Origin of the sequence: Erysipelothrix tonsillarum DSM 14972, from assembly GCF_000373785.1 — a bacterium.
GTDB lineage: Bacteria > Bacillota_I > Bacilli_A > Erysipelotrichales > Erysipelotrichaceae > Erysipelothrix > Erysipelothrix tonsillarum.
In genome coordinates this window covers 351,596-372,682 of the sequence record NZ_KB892377.1, presented here as the reverse complement: position 1 = coordinate 372,682, position 21,087 = coordinate 351,596, and the positions used below count along the sequence as shown (strand labels likewise).

Here is a 21,087-nt window from a genome sequence, read left to right as displayed (position 1 = left end):
CGCGAAATTATAGCTTTTCGCCATTTGAAGCAACAACGTTTTTATACCACGCGTAGCTATCTTTAAGCGAACGTTTTCCAGTTCCTTTACCATAATTGTCTAAATCAACATGAATGAATCCGTAACGTTTACTCATCTCTGAAGACGAGCAGCTAACAATATCAATTGGACCCCATGGATAATAACCACGAACATCTACACCATCTTTAAGTGCTTCTTTAATGGCATTGACATGTTCACGTAAATAGTCGATACGATAATCATCATGAATTGAACCATCCGCTTCAACGGTATCAAAAGCTCCAAATCCGTTTTCTGTAATATAGATTGGTTTTTGATAACGATCCCAGTATTGATTTAAAGCAGTGCGTAATCCAAGAGGATCAATTGCCCATCCCCAATCACTGGCTTTTAAATTTGGATTAGGCATGGTTCCTTTACCACTCACCCATCCTTCTGAATCGATAATTTGAGTATAGTAATAGGAGAATGACATAAAGTCAGAAGTGTGTTTTAAATCTTCAATATCACTTTCAGGAATATCAATATTGAGTCCATTATCGGCATAGAATCGATACACATATCCAGGAATTTTCCCACGTAAGAGAACATCAGAGTAATAATATTCCATTTGATTGTGTTTCATCGCTGCAAACACGTCTTCAGGTTTGCAAGATGCTGGTGCAGCAATCCAATCACAAAGCATCATACCAATTTGGAAATCAGGATTAATATCATGACCTACCTTAGTAGCACGAGCACTCGCAACAAGTTCGTTATGTACACCTTGATACTTAGCTTCCAGTAAATTTTCTACTTTATCTTCAGCAATTCCTAAGTGATTAAACGATTCGTGACCGATCAAGTTAATTTGATTTACAACAATCCAGTATTTAACTTTACCGTTAAAGCGTTTAAAACAGGTTTCGCAATACTTAACGAAGAAATCAATCACTTCTCGATCGTACCACCCTTTATAATTTAGGGTTAAATTAATCGGCATTTCATAATGAGATAAGGTAACCATTGGCTCCATCCCATGACGCAACATTTCATCAAATAGATCATCATAGAATTGGAGACCTTCTTCATTTGGTTCTGCATCATCTCCGTTTGGGAAAATACGGGACCAGTTAATAGAAGTACGGAATGTGTTAATACCAAGTCCGGCAAGAAGCTCGAGGTCTTCTTTGTATGTATGATAGAAATTAATGGCATTACGTTTTGGATAAATACCTACTTCATCAACCATGGCCTGTTTGACATAATCCGTAGTGACCTCTTTATTACTCTTTTTTGCAAGCGCTACATCATCACGGAATTCATTAATATCTGCGATGCACCAGCCTTTTCCGCCTTCATTCCATGCACCTTCAGCTTGGTTGGCAGCAATGGCGCCGCCCCACATAAAGTCTTTTGGAAATCCTTGTTGATTCATCTTATCGTTCCTCCAATTTTGAGATACGTCCATCCATGGCACGCATAATTGCAATCAAACGCTTCGTAATATTTAATTCGCTGTATATGGTCATTAAAGTATCTTGAGCGTGTGTAAACAACAGCGAATGCTCTTGTTTAATGCCTCGGGTTTCATCTTGAATGGCATTTGTTTGTGCTGTATGAGCAATCCTGATCTTATCAAATGCTTCTTTCATTTTTGCATCCGCATCATCAAAGTCAAAATGTTCAAGTGCTTTTAATGCTTCTGTGGATTTCATACGAGCATCACCCGCATTGAGAATGATTTCCATCGAAACAGCAACTAATTTATCGTCTTCCATCATAACCTCCTCTTAAGCTTCTTCAGCTTCAATTGCTACTTGTTGTTTTTCATATACTTTAAAGAATGGTAACCAGATTAATGTTGCGACAACTACGACACCAACAAGTAGAATTAGTGCAGGAATTGATCGTGTAATTAACCAAGTTGAAATTGGGAATGGGCAGTACCACATTTCAAACATAACATTAGGAATTGGTGCGAATGGAATTACTTTTGTGAAAATCCATACAATAATTGGTAAAATAATTCCTTGTAACCACATTGGAATCATTAAGATTGGGTTCCATGCAATCGCTCCAAACACAATCGGTTCATTGATGTTGAAGATGGCAGGTGCCATACATGCTTTTCCAAGTGCACTTAATTTTTTCGATTTTGAACGCATACACATAATTACAAGTGGTAAGGTACATCCAATACCCCCTACCCATAGGTATGTTGAGTAAACTGTAGAATTTGTTACAAGATTTGTTGCAGTTCCAGCAATATTAGCGTTGATTGCATCTAAGAATACTGGTGTTAATACTGGGGTAAGTACCCAAGATGAGATACCCAATGAGTATAAGAAACAGAAGATAAACATTGTTAATGGGAATCCAATTGGTGATTCTACAAGTCCAGCAAGTGGTTTAAAGATTGCAAGAACCAAGTTATAGAGATCAAAACCAATGATATCTACGAGAACCCAACCCAAGACAACAATAATCGCGATTGGTAACATTGAATCAAACCAAGAACGTACAAAGTCTGGAATTACAGAATCTTCTTTAAAGAATGAGAATTTTCCAAAGAGTGAAAAGACAAATGCTGAGAACATTCCTGCGACAATCGCAATAAACATTCCACCTGCACCCAATGACTCATGACCGAATCCTGGTGCACCAGCTTCAACAACTTGTGGTGTAATAATAATTAAGAAGAGTACTAATCCAGCAAGTCCCGCATTAATACGGTGCTTACGAAGACGTTTCTTTTCCATGATGTTAAAAGGAACCAAGAATGCTACAAATAAGGAGACCATCCCCATTGTCCATCCAAAAGGAACCCAGAAGTTAGGCCAATTCGGTACAACATCGCCTAAAATTGTAAGCATACAGAATACAGATCCTAAGAAAATAAATGGTAATGTTTGCATAATTCCGTCTTTAATTCCAACTATCCAAACATTGTGATTAATTTTATTCATCTTAGGGGCAAAAGATTCTTCTAACCATTTAATTAATTTTTCCATAACCTTCTCCTTTTTTGATAATTATTTATTAAGTTCTTCCATGAGGTGATCAATTGCTTTACCACCATCTAAGGTCGAGTAGTAATCTGGTTTCATTAAGATTACCTTTACGGGTGCATCACCAATATAGTCATCTACTTCATCCAGAATATATGCAAGATGGGGACCGACCATCAGCACATCGATCTCATCAATATAATTCTCAATTTCTGACTCGCTACGAGCGGTAACACTTGCATTAAGTCCTTTACTATCTGCAGCTTTACGAATGTTTGCTGCCATAAATCCACTGCTTGCGCCTGATCCGCAAACAAGTAATATTCTAAGTTTGTCCATATCCAAACTCCTTTCCTGTGACTCTATTATCTCGTTTTTTTGTATCATCATCGTTATGTTTTAGCACAAGGGCGGTGCAATTCATTAAATAGGCGGTATATTCTAGTTGGTATAATTAATATAGAAAAGAGGCGATTGTATGCTTGATTCAAAACATCTTGAACTTTTAAGTTTTATGAGTAATCATCTTACCCCCTTGACATCCAAACAACTTTCAAATCAACTTAACAAATCCGTTCGAACCATAAAAAGTTATGTAAAAGTGATTAATGATGCTTATCCACATTTAATTACAGCATCAACTGAGGGCTATTTACTCGACCGTACCTGTTATACCGAGATGTTGAAGGAAATGGATGATTTTTTGCCTACAACACCGGAAGAACGTATCGTTTATATGATTCAACTTCTTGTTAAAGAAGATCGTGGATTAAACATTTTAGATATTGCCTACGACCTTCATGTCAGCGAGTCTACCATTCGGGCTGACCTCGTACAGTTAAAGAAACGTTTAGGAAAATTCGACCTCGAAATGCAGATTGAAAATCAAAGAGTGTTTATTCATGGTCTTGAAAAGAATAAACGCCGTTTGTTAACCTCAATTTTGTATCATGAATCCAATCGAAATTTCTTAAATATTGAATCGATGCAACATAGTTTTAAGGACTATGATTTGATAAAAATTAAAGAAATCGTGGAAGAAACCTTAAATCAAAATCATTATTTCATAAATGATTATGCCTTGATGAATTTAATTCTACATATTGTAGTGTCCATTAATCGAATCCAACACAATAATATTTATGCTCATGACACTGACAATTATCCTGAAATTAATGCAACAGAACTTACCATCGCTACCGCGATAGCATCACGAATTAATAAACTTTATCAGATTCATTACAGTGACAGTGAAATTTACGAACTTGCCTTACTTATCCTTAGTTCCGGCACGAATATCAATTATGATACCGTCAACGAGCTCAATATTTCAAATTATATTACAACAGAAGTCTTAAGCTTGGTCGATGATTTAATCCGCAGTATTAATCGTTATTACTACGTAGATATCAGCGAAAATCAGTTTTTTGTTCGCTTTGCATTACACATCAATAACCTCTTAAAACGACTTGCAGTTGGGCGTGCGAATAAAAACCCCGTTACAATTAATATCAAACATAATTGTCCCTTGATTTATGACTGTGCAGTAAGCGTTTCTCATGAAATCAGTCGTCGTTACGGTGTCGCAATCAATGATGATGAAATTGCCTATATCGCCTTTCACATTGGGGGCGCATTGGAGACCCAAAAAAGTCTAGGTAATAAGATAAATTGTGTTTTGGTTCTACCACAGTATTACGATATGGATCAAAATCTTTACAATCACATCATTACCACGTTTAATGATTCTTTAATTGTGAAAAACGTCGTTACAGATGAAGCTCGCATCGATGTAAGTGATATTGATTTAATTATTTCAACACAAAACATACATAAACAGATGCCAATCCCTGTGCTTGTCATCAGCCCTTTCAAAAATGAGCGGGATACAAATCGAATTTACGATACCATTCATGATCTTAAAGATTCTAAAAACAAAAATAAATTTAGAGAAACCATTCAAACAATGCTCAGTCCGGAACTATTCTTAGTTGAAGATCGAAATATGACTCAAATTGAAGCTTTGGATCAACTCATCCAAACCGGTGTTGATCACAACTGTTTTAAACCATCATTCAAAGACGAAATTCTTGCACGTGAACACATGTCTTCGACGGGTTATGGTCGTATAGCCATTCCGCATTCAATGCAAATGAATGCCGACAAGACCGCAATGACTGTGTTAATAAACAAGAAACCAATTTCTTGGGTTAATACAGATGTTGACCTTGTTATTATGCTTTCGATTGCTAAAGATGATCGAAAAATCTTTGCAGATATTTTTGACCCGTTGTCCATGATGCTTACAGAAAACGCAGTCATCGACCAGCTTGTTCAAGCGAATGATGTCGAAACATTTATCAATATCCTTACCGCAAATTTTTTATAACAAATATGAATTCATCGCGCATGTCTTATAGCTTAAGCTTATTACTTCAAGCACGATTACGCTTTTGATTGTGATATATAAAAAAAGAAGTCTGTAAAATACAAACTTCTTTTTCATTTAGGTAAATCTTTTCGTATTAATGAGTCATCATAATGATGTATGTTTTTTACGAATTTGAGTAATCATTCTTAGAACAACACCCATGATTATGAGTGGAATGCCGACTCGAACTACTGGCGTATCAAATATTCCGGTATTCGGTAATTGTGTTTCTTTTACCTTCGACGTAGACCCTTTCGTTTTGGTATCATCACCTTTAGAATCTGATTGTTTAGGGGTATCGCTCTTAGGTTCATCCGGTTTCGGTTCTCCCGGTTTCGGTTCTCCTGGTTTTGGTTCTCCCGGTTTCGGTTCAATATTCTTTGTTGAATAAACAATATTTATGTCATGATTTTTTAAAACGATTAATTCCTCTGCCTTTTGATATGGGCCGTCAATAATATAATTTATCGCAGGCTCATTTAACATTTCATCAGTCAAATATTTCTCGGGATCGATCACAAGCTTTGTTCCAGCTTTTTGATTAAATACATCCGTCTTTAATAATTTCTCCCCTTCAAAGTAGGAAATTTTTGTTTCATACGAATTCAACCGATAAAAAACATTGAAGATCATCTCATCATCACTGACAATAAAGGGTTCGTGCTTTACGGTTTGAAAATGATTGAATAATGTACCGAAGTATTGGTGATTTAAGTACATTGATTCCTTCGCATCGATGAGCGCATTGTGATATGCAATACCTTCGTTTGAGACCAATGACTCATTTGTTTCTTCATTGATATAATAGATATGATATTTAAGTAAATCTTTTGTATAAACTACTACTATTTTTTGATTATCTTCTGTAATTTTAATAATATCCGAATCCGAATCATTAATGTGAGCATCGTATTGAAGTGCTTTATTATCAAAACGTGCATCATCTTTAAATGCTGTCTGATCCACTTTCAAATCTGAATTCATGAGCGCAACTTCATTTAAAGTACCGAGGTAATTTTTGTCTGATAAAGAATCGATATAGTAATCAATCGAAATATCACTCGTTTTATCAGTAAATAATACAGTTATAAGTGTTTCTGGCTTTTCAAGTAAAACCGTATTTTCAACGGTTTCAATATTATCAATGTATACGATATATAGACAATCATTTTCGCACTCTTGTTGAATAATATTTTGATGTGATTCAATAGAATCTTTTATATTGTAAGTATCACCATAAACAAATGCATTTTTTTCATTATAGAATGTATCGTCATTGAGACTGTCTTTAACCATTCTGAGTGAAACTGAAGCGGTATTAGGTATAAATACAACTTGAATCGTATGATTGTTTTTAACAAGTTGAATATTTGTGACATCATCAACTTCAATGCCATCACAATATACCTTCATATGATGCCATGTTCTATAATTTGTGATGGTGCTTTCAATCATATCTCCTGTGCTGGAAATAATATCATCAATATTGATTGTATCGCCTTGGCTGGCACCAAATGCTCCCTCTGAATAAAATGATGGTTCATTAATGTCATTTTGATGATATGACACACTGTATTGGATGGATCTTTTTTTATAAATGACATCAACGTGGCTTTGATTTTCTTTTAAATCGAAACGAACATCTTCTTCAAAAGCAATTCCGTCAATGGTTGCATAGTAGAAATTTGCATCATCATTTAAATCGTGATCCGTTTTTAAGAGGTTTGGTTCGAGCGCTAATTGATTATCAGTCACCTCATACATTTTACTACCAATTAAATCATTTAAATCGTCTTTAAAGTAACGCACTTCAACCTTACGTGACAAGGGTGGTACCGTTTCATAGAATAGTTTTACAACATTCGCATGCGGATTTGCATCCAGTTTTAAAATTGTATTATCCCGATTTAAATCACCACCGTAGTCCACACCTGTTAGTACGTAATCACGATCTTGTTCAGTAATGGTTTCCAAATGTGGAATGGTTATTTCATTTTCTCCATCGATTTCAAATCCAACGACCCCCACTTCGGAATCAGAAGTTTTTACACCATCGAAATAGAGCTCTACTTGATATGAAACAACACTAATTGATGGTTGTTTAAAAGCAATCGTAGCTTTATGATCATCTGAATTTGTATAGTTCATCGTTGTACTTTGAGCATGAGAACTTGTTTCAAAAATAAAGTCTAACTCATCTATCAGAGAGTTCAAATCAACATTTGTTTGATACACAAGTTTATATTCAATTTCTGGTTTGAGGTTTCCTTTGATACTCCAATGTACTGTTTTCGTTATCTCATCATAGTGAGCATCAATTATATCGTCTTTGGTAATTTCTTCACCATCAATATATTTTTTAATTGATTCCGGTTTGACTTCCAGAGCATTATCCTTACCACCTAAAATATTTCGATGCATTACATCTTCAACCTTTGCATCTACAACACGCGCTTTATCTACGATAGCACCGGCGATATCATTAAATATTTCATTTAAGTTATCTACAGCACTATGATAACTATTGGGTTCGTTTGAAGCGATAGCTTTCAATATTTCTTGACCATCACTACTTGAGGCCAAATCATACGCTATTGAAAAGATATGAATGTTCTCATCTTTTTTGGCAGTATAAGCTGCAGAAATCGCAGGTCGAGCATTATCGATTATTTTTTTAAAAGAATTAGAGACAAGTACATTATAACGTGCAAAAATTTTCAACATTACATCGGAACCACTACCAACAACCTTAGTTGATTTACTTGTTAAGAAGTAATTTTGTTCAAACTTTGTTGGTTTATCATAAGAGTAATCATAGAAATCGGTAACGATTTTTCCGCCGTCAACTTGATTGTGATAAGTTGGTAAGCCATCAGACAAAACAACCATATATTTATCATCAGCTGTAGACTGTGATAACATATCGGTCGCAGATAAGATTCCCGCATGTATATTGGTTCCTCCACTTGCTTTCATTTTATCGATTCCATTTTTAAGTTTAGTCTCATTATTAGTGAGAGGAACATATCCCCCCAAAGCATCTTTGTCATAACGATCAAAAGGAATAATTCCCACATTAACTGTTAAATTATTATCAAAACCATTTTGGCTTAATAATGAATCAACGAGTTCTTTCGAACCCTCTTTCATCATATCAATTTTACTTTGACCATTATGTAGTTTTTCTTTCATACTGTTTGATACATCCAAAACTAATACAACATCTACGGATTTAGGTGTTGGCAACATAATATTCTTGGGTGACTTGATTAATAGTGTTACTTCAAGCTCTCCTGTGTTCTTATTGAGCCACTTTGTGGACTTTTTAACCGTTATATCTTGATCTGATATTTGGTGTTCTTCACCTTGATCAGCACTTAGATTTATAGGAACTAAAAATAATCCACATGCTATAATTAAAAATATCTTAAAAAGTTTTTTTTTCATATATGGTCTCCTTTTATACCGCTCTAGATGTATTATACAAGTGGCTTAGAAGGCTATATTTAACTTCGTAAGAACTGGTTTAATTAATGTAATAATATGCAAATCTATTTATACTATCATCATTTATAATTAACATAGATGCATCAAAGGAGGCTTTTATGAATCGAATCGCAATCTNTGATGATGAAATACACTTTGCATCATCATTAAAACTCATGATTTTGAACTATTGTACCGAAAATTATATTGATACTGTCATTGATACATTTGAAAACCCTCAAGATTTAATCAACTTAATTTCAAAAGATCCAAACATGTATACACTCATATTTATGGATATTTTAATGGATCCCGTTGATGGCCTTGAGGCAACACGTCAGTTAAGAAATTTTAATTGCAATACTGACTTAGTTTTTATCACCGCATCGCCGGACTTTGCGATTGATGGTTACAGTGTTAATGCTTGTGCCTATATTTTAAAACCACTCGTTAATAAACAAGTGGTTCAAATTCTCAAGAAACATTTTCTTACAAATGAACATTTTCTTGTGATGGGATCAAGTCATAAATCATTTTATCGAATCGATATCAACACTATTGAATATGTAGAGAGTGCATTGCGCATCGTGCATATTCACTGCGATCATAATTTAGTTAAATCTTTTTACAGTAAATTATCAGGACTCCATTCCAAATTACCTCAAGATATTTTTGTACATTGCCATAAAAGTTTCCTCGTAAATCTTAATAAAATTATGAGTATCGAAGAAACAACGATTATCTTAAAAAGTGGTGCGCAAATTCCTTGTAGCAGACGCAATAAAAAAGAAGTGATACGACGATTTTTGGATATTAATGCGTAGCGTGTTTTAAAGCAATACGAACTCTAAACTCTGTGTCAGTATGCTCAACCAACATGAGACCATCATAGTGCTCTACAATTTCTTTGACTACCTTCAATCCATGACCGTGGGCTTTAAGGTCTTCTTTAGTTGTATGATATTTTTGATTCAAATACACAATCGGTTGTTGGTAATTATTTTTAAAATTGATATACAAGTAGGTTAAATCCGAATGAATGTGTAGCGTTATCAGACGATTATCAATACATGAGATGCTCGCTTCAAGTGCATTATTAAGTAAGTTTAAAAATAAGATGCCAATATCATGATCACGAATATTAAAATACATAATTGGACCAATATCTAAGTCAAGTTCGGTGTTTTGTTTCATACATGCTTCTTTCGAAAATTGAATCAAAGAATTCAGCAGTGGAACATCACAATAACGTTCCTTACTTATTGTAGATTCGATGTGTATTGTATCTTGGATCGTTGTTTTAATAGTTTCGTACTCACCTGCATCCGCAAGGTGCTTTAAATCATTTATAAATGAAAGATAAGATGACTGTGTATCTGTACAATCCTTAAATTGATTCCGAGAAGTTGAATAGATTTCGCTTAGATATTGGTTTTGAATTTTATCAATTTGTCGTTCCAAATCCGGTTGATGTATGCTTCGTTCGACGCCTTTTTTAGAAACCGAACTAAAGTAAATACAAAGCACAGTATGAAGCAAAATATCAATACGAAAATGTTTGGCCGGACTCATCCAACCTACCATTGCAAATCCAGCCGCAATGCCAAGTAATATATATACGCCGGTAAAAAGATAACGAGGCAATACGGATTTATGGATCGGTTTTTTTATACTAACAAGCACAACGAGGAATAATAAGAGCAGTGTGAGGATATTTTCATAAACTAATAGAAATCTACTCTTAGTAAATGTTTTTAATCCAAACAAAATTAACCCTATAAGTAAAATCTGCTTTTGATTCGAAAGTTTTTTCGATCCAAGTTGGATCATAATTATAAACGAAAACAAAGGAAGCATTGAAAAAGATAAGTCATTCACCGTAGACATTTGATTAGGTGTCATTACAAATTCGAAAAACGGCTTTGACGATAACAACGCAATGCTGATTAAAAGCCGGTAAATACCTACAATCAAGATTTTTGGATAAATACGATCTTGGCCAAAATGAATCATGTCATAGATTAGTACCAAGATACTAAAAACAAAGAAAAATAATGCAGGTAGTATCTGAATAAAAGCCTGCGATACAGCTTCCTTCAATGGACTAATCCCTATTGATGGTATCTCATCTACATTTAATTGTGTACTTGAGTGAATCGTAATAACTTCATTTTGATTAACAGTTCCACCAATAAAAACATGATCAGTCAGATGATTAAAGCGGTGATTAATCGTGTATGAACGATCTCCGATTTCGATTATGTAATCTGCCTGAGTATTTTTAATCTTTAGATTTAAAACTGAGTTTTCAAAATTTTTATTGATATAGGTCGTTGTCGTGTAAGGGTCGTGTGTTACCGACGCTACGTTTGAAAGTTCTAATGCATAAGGGTTGGAAATATTTCCAACCAAATAGAGGATAAAAACAAGAATAGTAAGCAGTTTTTCGATTTTAAATGTAGAATGCTTCATGTTTTTTCTCCTTAAACAATAATTATGTTTATTTTATAGATAATCCGGGGGTGGTTAAAATTAAAAGCGGTAAAAAAACAGCTCTATTTGGTTTGTTTCTAATTATAAATATCTTTTGTGTTGGAAGTTTCCTTTTAAGCGCGTCGTTAATTTCAAAGATTCCTTCAGGTACTTATACTTCGTTGAATGTTACCCCTATTGAGAACTCAAATTTTATCACTACGCTTCCACAATCTAAGCGTATTTCATATCTATCCCTTTTGTCAAGAAACCAAACATTAAAAATCTATCTCGATGATGCGTTAATTTTTACAAATGAAAATACAGATGATCCAAATGGAATTGCTCTTTATACAATAAAAGTTCCGAATCATGATGATGGGGCCCGTTTAACGCTCAATATTGATTCATCCGATCCTCATTTTAAAAATCGTATCGAACCCCTCTATTATGGTGAGAGTGCATCACTTGCCGCACTTCGTATCATTCAATCCATTCCCGATATTATGCTTACACTTTTCGTTTTGACGCTTGGATTAAGCATGTTCTATCATTCCACAAAAGAAGATTTGGAATTAAATGAAAGGAATTCACTTCAGTTTGCCAGTCTTTACGGGTTATCGTGGTCTATTTATTTTCTAAGTGCAACCCCAATTATTGTGGGCTTTTTTGCACCAAAAATACTCTCCTTTATGAATTATGGTTTGTATATTTTTCTCACTTATCCCTTGCTTCAGGTACTTAAAAATCAGTTATCCCATCTACAAAGGTATGCGTGTCTACTAATAAAAATGTACATACCTTTCATGTTAATTGCCTTTGGATTCATTATATTTATTCCGAAATCACTTTATGTATTTTATTACATTGCCTTATGTTATCAATACATATCCTTGATTATCGCGGTCATACTATTTTTGATTGAAAGTATCCAGGGGGTCCGAAAATCAAGAACTTGGCTTATGGTTTCATTAACACTCACCCTTGCAATTTTTATCAGCGATGCACTATTCATTTCAAATGACCTTACTACAAATTATTTTATTATCAGTTTTGTCATCGCATATCTGATTGCGATATATTTCATCCACACAGTTTATACGTCTAAACAGATTTCACTGGCATATTCCGAAATTAAAACACTGCAATCATTTAATATTAGTTTTACCAACGATATCTACCAGTACTTAAACGAACACATGCATACACTCTACAAATCAAATCACGAAATTAAAAATCATCTGATTACTATGAATCTTCTGTTAGAGAATAACGATACGAACGGTTTTATTCATTACCTTCAAACTTTTTCGATTCCTGAAGTCGAGTTAGGCACTCAATACACAAACATACTTACCGATATTATTTATAATCTTCTCGAACAACATAAAATGCACATTGATTTAACCTACAATCTTACAACAAATCAGACCTACGATTTTAGTATCTTACAAATCGTCCACTTTTATTTAAGTTTTTTTAGAGATATCCATAAATCTTACAAACGATCATCCTTCCACTACCATTTTTTAATCACTAGCAACACAGTAACCATTTTGATAACGTACACAAAACGCGGTGAGGTTAAAAAAATCAATAGCGGAATTGAACATATGCGTTTTAAATTTAATAAAATTTTCTCAAATACTTTTGCACTCAACATTCAAACAGAACCTTACCAAATATCATTTAAGGTTCACCGTTTAAACACTCTTAAATGAGAGCAGCGAATTACATTAACTTCGTTTTAATCTTTCTCCATCAATCATCTGCGTTTACCTGACTTTTTCTTTTTAGAAATAGTTAAAGCAATAATACTCATAAGGATTGCAATCATTAGAAAAATATAAAAAAAGCCAACGAGATAAAACGGTTCTTGTAAGAATCCTTCCGCATCTACATAGGATCCTATTTTCTGATATGCATAGAGGGATGTGAGCGATGCGATAAATGCTACGATTGCTGCACCACGTAACATTGAAACAATTCGTTCTTGTTTCCATCGGCGTCCGATTTTTTCAATTCGATCGATATCCTCGTGTTCTTTCTGCTTAGTTTCTGCTTCAAATTTTTCTAAACTCATCGAAATTTGATGACATGTTTCACACGTCATCATATGTTCCTCGACATACTTGCGACTCGCACTACTACACTGTTTCGTTGCATAGAGGGGGAGCAAGTCTTTAACAATTTCGCACTCTTTTTTCATTCTAAATCCTCCTTTACTTTTTTCTTTCCGCGATGATATGTTACACGAACCCAACCTTCGCTACGTTGGAAGTGAGCTGCAATTTCTTTAAACGTACGCTCATTAAGTATCCTCAGGGTTAAAACGGTACGATAAGGCTCGCGTAAATTTAAAATTGCTGTTTTCACTTGGTCGACTTCTTCATTTCGATTTACGGTTTCGGGAATATTATCCGAAGCGGGAACTAAATTAAAATCAATGGAATCAACCTTATGCTTACCTGCACGAATTGTATTGTAATACGTATTTTTTGCGATCTGGCACATCCATGTATAGAGTGAAGAACGTCCATCAAACGTGTTTATCTTCTGAATCACCTTGAAAAACGTCTCCTGTGTAAGTTCTTCGGCAAGGTCCCAATTACCGTGGGTCAAAACAAGAAGATAACGCAAGATATCATTAAAATATTCTCGATAAATGCTTTCAATATCGTGTTGCATCGCGAAATCCCTACTTCCTATCAGTTTCCTTTAATTCGATTATCCCTTCACCTATTAGACACCCCAATCGCGGTTTTGTTACATTTATTATACCTTATTTCAAAAATATGCATTTTGTCTATGTCTAAACAAAAAGTCAGCATTAAACATCATGCTGACTTTTGCCAATAATAACACTTTTTTTAATAAATACCTTTAATAGGAGGCATTGCTGCTCCTTTACGATATACAATGCGCAACATACGAGGAATATTGAGTTGTTCAATCCGTCCTAGTACGTTCATGTTAATTGTATTTTCTTGACCGGCTTTAATTTTATTTGCAAATTGTGGGTCGGCTATTGCGGCAACACCCATACTGAGCAAGTCACCGTAGTTGGAAGCATCTAACGCAGCTTCTGCACTGTTAATGTTTCCTGATACCATGAAAGCCGTACGCTTACGAATCACTTCATAGATTAGTTGGTTAATCGGTTTTGTTTGATTTCCTGCACGTGCTTTTAACTTGTATGCTCCATCAACAAAGTCTGCACCGCCAAATGTGGATGTATGAAGATAATCTAGATTCATATCTGCAAGAACATCAACTAGTTTTAGTGTGTCGTCAATGGTGTATCCAATGTTATCACCGTGAACTTCTTCAGGTGATAAACGATAACCTATAATAAAATCGGGACGATTTGAAGCTGCACGTACACGTTGCACTTCTTTAACAACTTCGATAGCAAAATTCATTCGTTTTTCCAAACTTCCACCCCAATAATCGGTGCGAACATTGGAGTAAGCAGAAAAGAATTGTTGAATGAGATAATGGTTAGCGCCATGAATTTCGACACCATCAAAGCCGGCGTCAATGAGACGTTCTGTTGCGTGTCCAAAATCTTTAACTACTTCCCATACTTCTGCTTCAGTTAATTCTGTAACCGGGTAAGCAAGAAATGGAAAATCGATTTTGCTTGGTGCATAAGCTTTACCTGTTGCAGCAAATCCAACACTACCTTCACGACCTGGATGTTGAATTTGAACAATCGCTTTATTTCCATTTGATTTCATCACCTTAGCAAGTGCTTTAAAATCTTCGATTTGTGCATCCGATTCAATCGACATTTGACCCGGACCACATTTAATATTTGGTGAAATTGTGGCTGCACCAGTAATAAGCAAACTACCGACTTCACTTCGTGTTTGCCAGTAACGCAACTCTTCTGCGGAAGGTGTACCATCTTTATAAGATGCAAACACCAACATCGGTGCCATTGCAAATCGATTATTAACTACAACACCATTATTTAAGGTTAGTGGTGTAAATAAATTACGGTATTTTTCGTTCATCATATTCTCCTTACTCTGTAAAGTAGTCGCCTGAAGCGCGAATTGTCATATCAGAAATTGAAATTCCCCATGGTTGATTAATCACATAGACAATATTGTCAGCGATGTAGGATGGGTCTAAGAGGTTGTATAAAATATTATCTGGATCAGCATAGCGTGGATCCGTTTCTTTTAATTTTCCTACTTCAGAATTCGCATCAAATTTATTGGCGAGAAGACCTTGTGTAGCAGTAAAATTAACAACAGAATTCATGAGGGCTGTTTGACAGAATGTCGGACGAATTGTGGTCATCTTAATTTTACCTTTAGTTTCATTACGTAACGCATCCGTCATAAAACCAACAGCATTCTTAGTCATACCATAAGGTGTGCCCCCTTCGACTGGAGCATTTCCGTAGATTGATGATAAATTAATGATTTGACCACGACCTTGGGCAATCATTTGATCATATACTGCCGTAATTCCGTATAGGATTCCTTTAATGTTTAAGTCAATACACTTTTCCCAATCTGGCATCGCTTTTTTATGATCTTCAAGCCAAGCTAGTGGCATAATCCCCGCATTGTTTACAAGGACATCAATACTACCAAACGTTTCAACGGCATAGGCAACCATTGCTTTCATAGCATCGTTGCTTGATGCATCCACAACCATCGTTTTTAAATTATCCGATTGGATGTTTTCTGCCATGTCGTTTAATCCTTTTTCATTAATATCGGTTGCAAGTACACGACCACCGAGTTCAATCAATTTTTCAACTGTTAATCGACCAAATCCACCAGCAGCACCCGTAATTACAACTACTTTATTATCGACATAATTTGTCATATTTATCCTCCAATTATATCTTATTCGTATCAGAAACATTGAGCAAATTAACAAAACCGAACTAGTTCTGTTTTTATCTTAACACACGCACTTTGTGAATACAATAGCAAAGTTTGAGTTTTTTTAAGATAGAAAAAACACTGACTTTGCGCTATAATATAGAAAATGGAAGAGGTATTTATGGATAAATTCAGTCAAAAATCTCGGCTCGCAAAAGCAACAATTCGTCATGAAGCATTAAAATTATTTAAAGCAAAGGGATACAATGCGACGACAATTAAAGATATCTGTAAAGCTTCCGGTTATTCTGTCGGAGCTTTTTATCATCATTATGAATCCAAAGCCAGTATCATTGACTCTACATATCGAGATTTTGATGCCCGGCTTGAAGAAGCTTTTGATGATTTCGCCTTCGAATCGATGCGTGATGGCATTAATGCTTTGATGGAACATCAAACTCAAGCCATCTTAGAAGCGGGACTTGAAATAACCTCCATTCAATTTCGAGAACAAGTATCACATGGTGAAAAATTCATTGTTGATGAACAACGTTATCAAATTCAAAAGTTAAAACGTTTTATCGAGGCTGGCATGGAATCAAAGGAATTCCGAAGTGATCTCGATCCTTTAGCATATGCATATACCTTGATGCGTATCTCAATTGGTGATGTTTATGTATGGTGTTTATCCAATGGAAGCTTTGATTTACTTAAAACTGTGGAAATGGATATTAAACATATTATTGATGACATGACCTATTAAAAAACGTCTTATCAAGTCAATATGACTTTCAGAAGACGTTTTTTTTATCGTTATTTATACCAAACAGGTGGTGAATCAAAAAATAAAATCAAACTTTTATAAAGGAACTCACTTTAGTACATCCCTGCTCTAATACGTTGCTGATATTTTCGTTGAAATTGCTCAAAAACATCATAACGTTCCGTAACAAGGATGATGTCATTACCATACTGAATATTTTCTGCATAACACATTTGATGATCAAAAATAAGAGCATCACGATCAATCGCATCATATTGGCGATGCTCAATACAGTTTTCGTATTTTAAAACGGTCTCAAAATGATTGACAATATATCCTTCACTTAAAACAATGCTCGTATAAACAATCGATTCTAACGCACTGGGTGAAAAAGATAAGTTCCAATCAGACGGGATATAACACCCTTCCACGATAAGGTTTTGCTTGTTTTCAAGTGCTGTCATTATTATAGAGCGAACTATCGGCCATAAATAGGCAGTCAAGGCTGCATCATCTTCCGGCGTTAAGTCCGTATTCCCACTTCTAATCAATCCCATCTTAAGATGATCAATCGACAGGTATGGAATATGATAAATTTCTAAAAGCTTTTGCGCTAAGCGTGTTTTCCCCGAATGAGTCGAACCTCCTATAAGAATAATCATCGTACTGGCTCGATTCTTGTAATTGTTTTAATCATAATCAAACATGGATTGGCTTTATCCCAAAGTTCAGGAAAGACTTCCATTTTTTGAAATCCAATTCGTTTGTAAAAGGCGATTGTTTGATCATACTCACTATAATGACCTTCATCTACGGTCTTTACTTGCATAAAATCATAATAATTTTGTGCATATTTTTCAAACTCTTTAAACAATTTCAAACCAACCCCCTTGCGATGCCATGCCTTTTTTACGCCCATACAGTGTATTTCACAGACGTGCTCACCAGTTTGTTGTAAAGTTATGAACCCGATAGGTGATCGCCCTAACTCTGCTACAAAAAGCACCTGATTACGTGCAGCATCAATATAGTTTTTTGTGCTTTCAGGAAGTCCAAACCATTCCGGTAAATCCAAAAGAACTTCTGCAGCAATTTCCGAGCGCTCATCCGCATTATCAACTCTACGGATCAAGATTGAATCCATTCGCGTACCCATCCTCTCTTCTAAAAAATTAACAGTGAAAGTAACAGTGCTAAAAAAATGAGAAAATTCAAAGCCATTATAGCTAATGGCAATTTGTAATGGTGAATATCAACTTTGTTTTGAGTAACTTGAGTATAGAAATTCATACTCCACGTTATCGTTGAGATAATACCGGGTAAGACAAAGAACCCCCCGATTACCGCAATTGCCGTCACATTTTCATTTTTTGATGATGTCATGATAAATAAAATAAGTGCATAGATGGGGATGATGAGTCCCGCTAACACACCCGTCCAATATCGTGATGTTTTTTTCATTCGTTCAACTCCTTCATGGTCTTTAAATCTTCTCATTCATGCTTTTAAATTCAAAGTGAATACCGCTTTGATACATACCACACTGTGTATCTTTACAACACTGCATCACGATGCGTTCAAGTTATTTACATACTAAGAATATTTTTACTATAACATAATGCGATGACCGGGTGCGTGATAAACGTGTATAAATTTTGCCAGTGTTTTTGCCTCTTGCACTAAGTCCCCTTAAATCCTAATCTAAAATTGCGATGTGTCTGATAACATCCCAAGCTATAGCCGTATGATTAATATAGAGATATTGGTCATCCGCATAGCCTTCAAACTTTCCGACCACTGGATCCATAAGGTTCTGATTTTCATCACGAAGATTGACTTGAACCAGGATGGAGCGTGACTTAACAAAAGCCAATTGAAGCACATCGTCCATCGCTTCACGTGTCATGAGAGGTAATTCAATATTTTCTTTGGTCGCATTTAAATGACCTTCCGTAATCGTTTTCGTGAGCTCAGATAAAGCAAAAGCAGTACCCCACTTTAATCCAAAAGGTCGGTCATAATAGTCATTGTAGTTTTCGAATGTTTTCTTTGTTCTTTTTCGTGTCATCTTCGACTCCTTCATTACCAATGCCTTCCATTCCTCCGGCATGGCCTCCTACTAATTCACTTCGGGCAATAGCTCGTCCACCTTCTGTTAAACTGCTTGCATATACAAGTTTCGTAAATCCGTATTTGCTTCGCACAACATCAACAGCTTCATCCAATTTACGTTCTTTATCTTTAACCTGGATAGGTTCAAAAAGGTTTAATTGGTCTTGGATGGGATACTCCAACTTTGTGCAATTAACCCCAATATTACGTACACTCTGAGATTTATAATGCGTTTCAAAAATAGACAACAGAACTTCCGCAATTCGCGAGCTGTTGTTTGTCGCTTCTATTTTTATGTATTGGCTAAATCCAGTCTTTCCATTCTCATCAACATAACTGAGTGAGTACCCGACCCACAATCCAATACACTTCGTAAACTTGTTTTCTTTTCTTAAACGTGTGGCAACTTGGTCCGCCATTTCTCGAATAACAACCTTTATTTCCTGTTTATTGGTATAGTCACGATTTAAGACTTGAGAATTACCCAACGACTTTGATTTCGGGGTATATGCTTCCCCTAAAAAGGTCCGATCAATCCCCCATGCGTGGGCATAAAGTTGTGTACCGATAACACCTAATTCTTTTTTTAACTTGTCATAGTCTGCATGAGCCAAATCCCGAATGGTTGTGATTTTTAACCGTTGAAGACGCAGCGCAGTTCGTTGACCAATTCCCCAAAAATCGGTGATTTCGGGAATTGCCCATAATTTGGTCGTAACATCTTCATAGCGCCATTCCGCTTTCATATCACGGGTGTGTTTCGCCTCATTATCAAGAGCTAATTTCGCAAGTAAGGGATTATCGCCAATACCTACGGTTGTATAAATACCCGTTTCTTGATAAACATGGATTTGAATCTTTTTCGCGAGTTCATAAGGCGTGTCACATTGGAAGTATGATAAAGAATCTGTGACATCTAAAAAAGTTTCATCAACGGAATAGGTCGCCACATTTTTATCATCAACATAGCAACGGAAAATATCATTAATTTGTCGATGCACCTGCATATATAAATGCATTCGCGGTGGTGCTATGACCAAATCAGACGGATATGGAAACGGCAGGTCCCGAGCGCGACTGACGTTGCTGATGCCAAATGCTTTTTTAGCCGCGGGACTGGATGCAAGAATCAGACCACTCCCACGTTCACGCACACTGTCACTGGGATAACTCATCACGACAAGTTTTGTTTTTAGGGGGTTTAATCCGCGAGAAACAGCTTCACAAGATGCATAGAAACTTTTACAGTCGATGCACAAAATATCCCGAGAAGGTTCTTTATCGTAGTCGAAAATTACATTTGTTGGCATATCATCACCTCTTAAAGAGATTATATCGTAAATAGACGACACTTTACGTCCACTACTTTATTTAATGTCCTCTCGCTAGTGTTCCTTTCTATAATCAAACTCCAATTAAAACTGCGTACAAAAAAAACCACGATACATTCATCGTGGTTTTCTACAACAATCTGTTTCTATTCTGAAACAAAATCTTCACGTGCAGGATTAAAGAAATCAATCAACAACCCTTCTTCAAGACATACGCAACCATGAATGATGCCATCTTCCTTTAAAAGCGTATCACCAGGATGAACAATACGTGTCTCTTCACCAATCGTAAATTCAAATTTACCAGAAGCAATATAAGTTATTTGTGTATGAGGGTGTGAATGAAGGGCTCCTACTGCACCTTTTTCAAAATAATTTTCGACACACATGAGATCATCCGAATATGCAAGAACTTTACGTTCAACCCTTGCTGATGCTTTTGTTTTTTCAATTTCTTGATTGATTACCCACTTTTGATGACGTTTACTTTGACTCATCTTTTGCTCCTTTATGTAGCACTTTTCACTACTTCTACTATCTTTAATGCTAACAAGACGACTCCATTATGTCAACAATACTTTACTTATAACATCATCAAATCTGATTGGAAAATGGTTTGATGATGTTAAATTAT

Annotated in this window: 20 protein-coding genes; 4 read left to right on the top strand and 16 right to left on the bottom strand. The window is 35.5% G+C overall.

The window, feature by feature from the left end:
* Nucleotides 1-7 precede the first annotated feature (7 nt).
* From B096_RS0101755 to B096_RS0101740, 4 genes are read right to left on the bottom strand one after another with little or no spacing between them, the layout of a single operon-like run.
* Nucleotides 8-1,438 (bottom strand): glycoside hydrolase family 1 protein, encoded by a 1,431-nt coding sequence (locus B096_RS0101755; RefSeq protein ID WP_018579063.1) that lies wholly within the window; start codon nucleotides 1,436-1,438, stop codon nucleotides 8-10.
* A 1-nt stretch (nucleotide 1,439) separates the two neighbouring features.
* Complete coding sequence (locus tag B096_RS0101750; RefSeq protein ID WP_018579062.1) at nucleotides 1,440-1,781, bottom strand: PTS lactose/cellobiose transporter subunit IIA; 342 nt, start codon at nucleotides 1,779-1,781, stop codon at nucleotides 1,440-1,442.
* Nucleotides 1,782-1,793: 12 nt separating this feature from the next.
* Nucleotides 1,794-3,014: a PTS sugar transporter subunit IIC gene (locus B096_RS0101745; RefSeq protein WP_018579061.1), complete on the bottom strand. Its 1,221-nt coding sequence runs from the start codon at nucleotides 3,012-3,014 to the stop codon at nucleotides 1,794-1,796.
* Nucleotides 3,015-3,035: 21 nt separating this feature from the next.
* A complete protein-coding gene (locus tag B096_RS0101740; protein ID WP_018579060.1) occupies nucleotides 3,036-3,350 on the bottom strand; it encodes a PTS sugar transporter subunit IIB in 315 nt (104 codons plus the stop codon).
* Nucleotides 3,351-3,489: 139 nt separating this feature from the next.
* Here B096_RS0101740 and B096_RS0101735 point away from each other — a divergent pair, with 139 nt between their 5' ends.
* The gene (locus tag B096_RS0101735; protein ID WP_018579059.1) at nucleotides 3,490-5,400 is read left to right on the top strand and encodes a BglG family transcription antiterminator; all 1,911 of its coding nucleotides are present in this window, start codon (nucleotides 3,490-3,492) and stop codon (nucleotides 5,398-5,400) included.
* A 147-nt stretch (nucleotides 5,401-5,547) separates the two neighbouring features.
* On the opposite strand, the gene B096_RS0101730 is transcribed toward B096_RS0101735, so the two are convergent.
* Entirely contained in the window at nucleotides 5,548-8,889 is a 3,342-nt protein-coding gene (locus tag B096_RS0101730) for a vWA domain-containing protein (RefSeq protein WP_018579058.1), read from the bottom strand.
* A 158-nt stretch (nucleotides 8,890-9,047) separates the two neighbouring features.
* On the opposite strand from B096_RS0101730, the gene B096_RS0101725 reads away from it, so the two are divergent.
* Nucleotides 9,048-9,752: a LytR/AlgR family response regulator transcription factor gene (locus B096_RS0101725; protein ID WP_018579057.1), complete on the top strand. Its 705-nt coding sequence runs from the start codon at nucleotides 9,048-9,050 to the stop codon at nucleotides 9,750-9,752.
* On the opposite strand, the gene B096_RS0101720 is transcribed toward B096_RS0101725, so the two are convergent.
* The gene (locus B096_RS0101720; protein ID WP_018579056.1) at nucleotides 9,742-11,400 is read right to left on the bottom strand and encodes a GHKL domain-containing protein; all 1,659 of its coding nucleotides are present in this window, start codon (nucleotides 11,398-11,400) and stop codon (nucleotides 9,742-9,744) included. The two genes, B096_RS0101725 and B096_RS0101720, sit on opposite strands and share 11 nt — an antisense overlap.
* A gap of 92 nt (nucleotides 11,401-11,492) precedes the next feature.
* On the opposite strand from B096_RS0101720, the gene B096_RS09470 reads away from it, so the two are divergent.
* Nucleotides 11,493-13,121: a hypothetical protein gene (locus B096_RS09470; protein WP_208853729.1), complete on the top strand. Its 1,629-nt coding sequence runs from the start codon at nucleotides 11,493-11,495 to the stop codon at nucleotides 13,119-13,121.
* Between the two features lie 44 nt (nucleotides 13,122-13,165).
* Here B096_RS09470 and B096_RS0101710 read toward each other — a convergent pair whose 3' ends face one another.
* The 4 genes from B096_RS0101710 to B096_RS0101695 all read right to left on the bottom strand — a co-directional run bounded on the left by B096_RS0101710 (nucleotide 13,166) and on the right by B096_RS0101695 (nucleotide 16,248).
* Nucleotides 13,166-13,609: a DUF3955 domain-containing protein gene (locus B096_RS0101710; RefSeq protein WP_018579054.1), complete on the bottom strand. Its 444-nt coding sequence runs from the start codon at nucleotides 13,607-13,609 to the stop codon at nucleotides 13,166-13,168.
* Nucleotides 13,606-14,088, bottom strand: a complete 483-nt coding sequence (locus tag B096_RS0101705) for an RNA polymerase sigma factor (RefSeq protein ID WP_018579053.1) — start codon at nucleotides 14,086-14,088, stop codon at nucleotides 13,606-13,608. Before B096_RS0101705 ends, B096_RS0101710 begins: the two co-directional genes overlap by 4 nt.
* A 182-nt stretch (nucleotides 14,089-14,270) precedes the next feature.
* On the bottom strand, nucleotides 14,271-15,422 hold the full coding sequence (locus B096_RS0101700; RefSeq protein WP_208853728.1) for an oxidoreductase: 1,152 nt from the start codon (nucleotides 15,420-15,422) through the stop codon (nucleotides 14,271-14,273).
* A gap of 7 nt (nucleotides 15,423-15,429) precedes the next feature.
* Nucleotides 15,430-16,248 carry an SDR family oxidoreductase gene (locus B096_RS0101695; protein WP_018579051.1) on the bottom strand — a complete coding sequence of 273 codons (819 nt, stop codon included), beginning with the start codon at nucleotides 16,246-16,248 and terminating at the stop codon, nucleotides 15,430-15,432.
* Nucleotides 16,249-16,428: 180 nt separating this feature from the next.
* Here B096_RS0101695 and B096_RS09740 point away from each other — a divergent pair, with 180 nt between their 5' ends.
* Complete coding sequence (locus B096_RS09740) at nucleotides 16,429-17,010, top strand: TetR/AcrR family transcriptional regulator (protein ID WP_018579050.1); 582 nt, start codon at nucleotides 16,429-16,431, stop codon at nucleotides 17,008-17,010.
* A 113-nt stretch (nucleotides 17,011-17,123) separates the two neighbouring features.
* On the opposite strand, the gene B096_RS09460 is transcribed toward B096_RS09740, so the two are convergent.
* The 6 genes from B096_RS09460 to B096_RS0101660 all read right to left on the bottom strand — a co-directional run bounded on the left by B096_RS09460 (nucleotide 17,124) and on the right by B096_RS0101660 (nucleotide 20,950).
* Complete coding sequence (locus B096_RS09460) at nucleotides 17,124-17,672, bottom strand: hypothetical protein (protein ID WP_018579049.1); 549 nt, start codon at nucleotides 17,670-17,672, stop codon at nucleotides 17,124-17,126.
* Nucleotides 17,669-18,154, bottom strand: coding sequence for a GNAT family N-acetyltransferase (locus tag B096_RS0101680; RefSeq protein ID WP_039736832.1), 486 nt, complete (start codon nucleotides 18,152-18,154; stop codon nucleotides 17,669-17,671). The genes B096_RS09460 and B096_RS0101680 overlap by 4 nt, the downstream gene beginning before the upstream one ends.
* Before the next feature lie 20 nt (nucleotides 18,155-18,174).
* The gene (locus B096_RS0101675) at nucleotides 18,175-18,471 is read right to left on the bottom strand and encodes a hypothetical protein (RefSeq protein WP_018579047.1); all 297 of its coding nucleotides are present in this window, start codon (nucleotides 18,469-18,471) and stop codon (nucleotides 18,175-18,177) included.
* A 235-nt stretch (nucleotides 18,472-18,706) separates the two neighbouring features.
* Complete coding sequence (locus tag B096_RS0101670) at nucleotides 18,707-19,078, bottom strand: hypothetical protein (RefSeq protein WP_018579046.1); 372 nt, start codon at nucleotides 19,076-19,078, stop codon at nucleotides 18,707-18,709.
* Nucleotides 19,035-20,432 carry a Y-family DNA polymerase gene (locus tag B096_RS0101665; protein ID WP_018579045.1) on the bottom strand — a complete coding sequence of 466 codons (1,398 nt, stop codon included), beginning with the start codon at nucleotides 20,430-20,432 and terminating at the stop codon, nucleotides 19,035-19,037. The genes B096_RS0101670 and B096_RS0101665 overlap by 44 nt, the downstream gene beginning before the upstream one ends.
* Nucleotides 20,433-20,599: 167 nt before the next feature.
* Nucleotides 20,600-20,950 (bottom strand): cupin domain-containing protein, encoded by a 351-nt coding sequence (locus B096_RS0101660; protein ID WP_018579044.1) that lies wholly within the window; start codon nucleotides 20,948-20,950, stop codon nucleotides 20,600-20,602.
* Nucleotides 20,951-21,087: the final 137 nt, after the last annotated feature.

Bases quoted from the DNA above. Each gene is read 5' to 3' on its own strand.
- B096_RS0101755 (WP_018579063.1), bottom strand. From the start codon at position 1,438: ATGAATCAACAAGGATTTCCAAAAGACTTTATGTGGGGCGGCGCCATT.
- B096_RS0101750 (WP_018579062.1), bottom strand. From the start codon at position 1,781: ATGGAAGACGATAAATTAGTTGCTGTTTCGATGGAAATCATTCTCAAT.
- B096_RS0101745 (WP_018579061.1), bottom strand. From the start codon at position 3,014: ATGGAAAAATTAATTAAATGGTTAGAAGAATCTTTTGCCCCTAAGATG.
- B096_RS0101740 (WP_018579060.1), bottom strand. From the start codon at position 3,350: ATGGACAAACTTAGAATATTACTTGTTTGCGGATCAGGCGCAAGCAGT.
- B096_RS0101735 (WP_018579059.1), top strand. From the start codon at position 3,490: ATGCTTGATTCAAAACATCTTGAACTTTTAAGTTTTATGAGTAATCAT.
- B096_RS0101730 (WP_018579058.1), bottom strand. From the start codon at position 8,889: ATGAAAAAAAAACTTTTTAAGATATTTTTAATTATAGCATGTGGATTA.
- B096_RS0101720 (WP_018579056.1), bottom strand. From the start codon at position 11,400: ATGAAGCATTCTACATTTAAAATCGAAAAACTGCTTACTATTCTTGTT.
- B096_RS0101710 (WP_018579054.1), bottom strand. From the start codon at position 13,609: ATGAAAAAAGAGTGCGAAATTGTTAAAGACTTGCTCCCCCTCTATGCA.
- B096_RS0101705 (WP_018579053.1), bottom strand. From the start codon at position 14,088: ATGCAACACGATATTGAAAGCATTTATCGAGAATATTTTAATGATATC.
- B096_RS0101700 (WP_208853728.1), bottom strand. From the start codon at position 15,422: ATGATGAACGAAAAATACCGTAATTTATTTACACCACTAACCTTAAAT.
- B096_RS0101695 (WP_018579051.1), bottom strand. From the start codon at position 16,248: ATGACAAATTATGTCGATAATAAAGTAGTTGTAATTACGGGTGCTGCT.
- B096_RS09740 (WP_018579050.1), top strand. From the start codon at position 16,429: ATGGATAAATTCAGTCAAAAATCTCGGCTCGCAAAAGCAACAATTCGT.
- B096_RS09460 (WP_018579049.1), bottom strand. From the start codon at position 17,672: ATGATTATTCTTATAGGAGGTTCGACTCATTCGGGGAAAACACGCTTA.
- B096_RS0101680 (WP_039736832.1), bottom strand. From the start codon at position 18,154: ATGGATTCAATCTTGATCCGTAGAGTTGATAATGCGGATGAGCGCTCG.
- B096_RS0101675 (WP_018579047.1), bottom strand. From the start codon at position 18,471: ATGAAAAAAACATCACGATATTGGACGGGTGTGTTAGCGGGACTCATC.
- B096_RS0101670 (WP_018579046.1), bottom strand. From the start codon at position 19,078: ATGACACGAAAAAGAACAAAGAAAACATTCGAAAACTACAATGACTAT.
- B096_RS0101665 (WP_018579045.1), bottom strand. From the start codon at position 20,432: ATGCCAACAAATGTAATTTTCGACTACGATAAAGAACCTTCTCGGGAT.
- B096_RS0101660 (WP_018579044.1), bottom strand. From the start codon at position 20,950: ATGAGTCAAAGTAAACGTCATCAAAAGTGGGTAATCAATCAAGAAATT.